The following is a 3,444-nucleotide window of genomic DNA, read 5'->3' as shown; positions in this document are numbered from 1 at the left end:
TAGCCCCGGTCGGCCAGGGCCAGCGCCCGGCTGGCGTTCTGCTCGACCAGCAGCATCGTCGTGCCCTGCGCGTGGATGGTCTGCACCACCTCGAAGATCTTGTCCACCATGATCGGGGAGAGACCCATGCTCGGCTCGTCGAGCAGCAGCACCTTGGGCCGCGCCATCAGCGCCCGGCCCATGGCCAGCATCTGCTGCTCACCGCCGCTCATCGTGCCGGCCAGTTGGTGCGCCCGCTCCTTGAGCCGCGGGAAGATGCCGAAGACCTTCTCGATGTCGGCCTCGACCTCGTCGTCCTGGCGCACGTAGGCGCCCATCTGCAGGTTCTCCACGATGCTCATGCGCGTGAAGGTGCCCCGCCCTTCGGGGATCATCACCAGGCCCTGGCGCGCCAGGTCCCAGGCGCCCTGGCCCTTGATGCTCTTGCCCAGGAATTCGATGTTGCCCGCGGCCACCGGCTGCAGCCCGGTGATGGCCTTGAGCGTCGTGGTCTTGCCCGCCCCGTTGGCCCCGATCAGGCTCACCAGCTCGCCTTCGCGGACTTCGAAGTCGATGCCCTTGACCGCCTGGATGCCGCCGTAGGCCACTTTGAGGCCGCTGACCTTCAGCAAGGTGTGTGCTGTCATGTCTGTGTGCTCTTGTCTTGTGGTCTTGTGCGGGTCAGTGGTGGCCGGCGCCCAGGTAGGCTTCGATCACCTTCTCGTTCTTCTGCACTTCCGCCGGGGTGCCTTCGGCGATCTGCTTGCCGTAGTCCAGCACCGTCACGCGGTCGCACAGGCCCATGACGAGCTTGACGTCGTGTTCGATCAGCAGGATGGTGCGCCCGTCCTTGCGGATGCGGTCGATCAGCTCTCTGAGCACCACCTTCTCGGTGGCGTTCATGCCCGCGGCGGGCTCGTCCAGCGCGATGAGCTTGGGGTCGGTGGCCAGGGCCCGGGCGATCTCCAGGCGGCGCTGGTCGCCGTAGCTCAGGGTGCGGGCCTTGTAGGGGGCGTACTTGCCGATGCCCACGTAGTCCAGCAGTTCCTGCGCGCGCTGGCGGATGGCGGCTTCCTCGGCCTTGAAGCTGGGGGTGCGCAGCACCGCGCCCAGCAGGCCCGAGCCGCTGCGCACGTGGCGGCCCACCATCACGTTCTCCAGCGCGGTCATCTCGGCGAACAGCCGGATGTTCTGGAAGGTGCGCGCGATGCCGGCCTTGGCCACCTGGTGCACGGCCTGCGGGGTGTAGGCCTCGCCGCCGAGCATGAAGCTGCCGCCGTCGGGGGTGTACAGCCCGGTGATGACGTTGAAGAAGGTGGTCTTGCCCGCGCCGTTGGGGCCGATCAGGCCGTAGACCTGGCCGGCGTGGATGCTCAGGCTGACGTCGCTGAGGGCCTGCAGCCCGCCGAAGCGCTTGGAGGCGCCCTGGACCTTGAAGACTTCTTGGCTCATGGTGTGGTGTGTCCTTCTTGTTCTTGTCGGGCTCACTTGACCGGCGCCGGGGCCGGCGCGGCCTTGCCGTGCTCCGGCGCGGGCCACAGGCCGCGCGGGCGCAGCAGCATGATGGCGATCATGGCCAGGGCGATGAGCAGCTGGCGCAGGATGGCCGCGTCCAGCCGCCCATCGGTCAGGGTCTGCAGCGGGCCGGCCACGTAGCGCAGCACTTCGGGCATGGCCGCCAGCAGCACCGCCCCCAGGATGACCCCGGGGATGTGGCCCATGCCGCCGAGCACGACCATGGCCACGATCATCTCGGACTCCATGAGCGAGAAGGATTCGGGCGAGACGAAGCTCTGGAAGGCCGCGAACATGGAGCCGGAGATGCCGCCGAAGGTGGCGCCCATGCCGAAGGCCAGCAGCTTCAGGTTGCGGGTGTTCAGGCCCATGGCCTTGGCCGCGATCTCGTCTTCGCGGATGGCCATCCAGGCCCGGCCGATGCGCGAGTCCGCCAGGCGCTGGCAGATGACCACGGTGGCGATCACCAGGGCCAGGAACAGGTAGTAGTACAGGGTCACCGAGGGCAGCGTGTGGCCCAGGACGTGCAGCGGTTCGCTGAAGTCCACCGGGCCCAGGGTCATGGGCTCGATCTGGCCGATGCCGCGCGGGCCGTTGGTGATGTTGACCGGGTACTCCAGGTTGTTCATGAACACCCGGATGATTTCTCCGAAGCCCAGGGTGACGATGGCCAGGTAGTCCCCGCGCAGCTTCAGCGTGGGCGCGCCCAGCAGCATGCCCGCGCCGGCCGCCAGCAGGGCCGCCAGCGGGATGACCAGCCAGATGGGGGTGTGCAGGCCGTTGGGGTACAGGGCCTTGATCCACTCGAAGTTGTCGGTGAGCTGCGGGCTGGCCAGCAGCGCGTACATGTAGGCGCCCACGGCGTAGAAGGCCACGTAGCCCAGGTCCAGCAGGCCGGCGTAGCCCACCACGATGTTCAAGCCCAGGGCCAGCATCACGTACAGCAGGGCCAGCGCCATGATGCGCACCCAGCCCTGGCCGAACTGCGCGGCCCACAGCGGTGCGGCCAGCAGCAGGGCCCCGGCCACCAGGAACACCACGATCTTGGTTGTCTTGTTCATCTCTGCAAACATGGTCTGGGGTTCCTCTGGGTCAGGCCCGGTCCGCGACTCGCTCGCCCATCAGGCCCGAGGGGCGCAGGGTGAGCACCAGGATCAGCACGAGGAAGGCGAAGATGTCCACGTACTGGCTGCCGAAGACGCCGCCCGTGAGGTCGCCCAGGTAGCCCGCGCCGATGGCTTCGATCAGGCCCAGCAGCACGCCGCCGACCATCGCCCCGGTGAGGTTGCCGATGCCGCCGAACACGGCCGCGGTGAAGGCCTTCAGGCCCGGCAGGAAGCCCATGGTGTGCTGCACGGTGCCGTAGTTGAGCGCCCACATGATCCCGGCGATGGCCGCCAGCGAGGCGCCGATCACGAAGGTCAGCGAGATGATGAAGTCCGGCTTGACCCCCATGAGCCCGGCCACCCGCGGGTTCTCGGCCGTGGCCCGCATGGCCCGGCCCAGCTTGGTCTTGTTGACCAGCCACAAGAGACCGGCCAGCACCGCCACCGTGGTGCCCAGGATCAGGATCTGGGTGACCGTGATCACCGGCCCGTCGGCCCACAGGAAGAACACGTCCGTGGGCAGCAGCGGCGGGAAGGGCTTGGGGTTGGGCTTCCAGATCATCATGGCCAGCGTCTGCAGCAGCAGGCTCATGCCCATGGCCGTGATCAGCGGCGCCAGGCGCGGCGCGTTGCGCAGCGGCCGGTACGCGATCTTCTCCACCACGAAGTTCAGCACCGAGCACGCAAGAATCGCAATCGGCAGCGAGATCAGCAGCAGCGCCCAGCCCGGCAGACCCGAGTCCGCCAGCGCCGTCACCACCGACCACGACACCATCGCACCCACCATCAGCACTTCGCCGTGCGCAAAGTTGATCAGGCTGATGATCCCGTACACCATCGTGTA

The 3,444-nt window shown here is 67.8% G+C and carries 4 protein-coding genes; all 4 read right to left on the bottom strand.

Features of this window, described 5'->3' with window-relative positions; genetic code table 11:
- On the bottom strand, positions 1 to 626 hold a 626-nt coding region (locus M0L44_RS21885; protein ID WP_252772304.1), incomplete at its 3' end, for an ABC transporter ATP-binding protein.
- A 34-nt stretch (positions 627 to 660) separates the two neighbouring features.
- The gene (locus M0L44_RS21880; RefSeq protein WP_252772303.1) at positions 661 to 1,431 is read right to left on the bottom strand and encodes an ABC transporter ATP-binding protein; all 771 of its coding nucleotides are present in this window, start codon (positions 1,429 to 1,431) and stop codon (positions 661 to 663) included.
- A 32-nt stretch (positions 1,432 to 1,463) separates the two neighbouring features.
- On the bottom strand, positions 1,464 to 2,555 hold the full coding sequence (locus M0L44_RS21875; RefSeq protein ID WP_252772302.1) for an ABC transporter permease subunit: 1,092 nt from the start codon (positions 2,553 to 2,555) through the stop codon (positions 1,464 to 1,466).
- Between the two features lie 31 nt (positions 2,556 to 2,586).
- Positions 2,587 to 3,444, bottom strand: an 858-nt coding sequence (locus M0L44_RS21870) for a branched-chain amino acid ABC transporter permease (protein ID WP_252772301.1), incomplete at its 5' end; no start/stop codon positions are given.

This window comes from Ideonella oryzae (genome assembly GCF_024055665.1).
Lineage (GTDB): Bacteria > Pseudomonadota > Gammaproteobacteria > Burkholderiales > Burkholderiaceae_C > Ideonella > Ideonella oryzae.
This window is presented reverse-complemented; position numbering and strand designations above follow the sequence as displayed.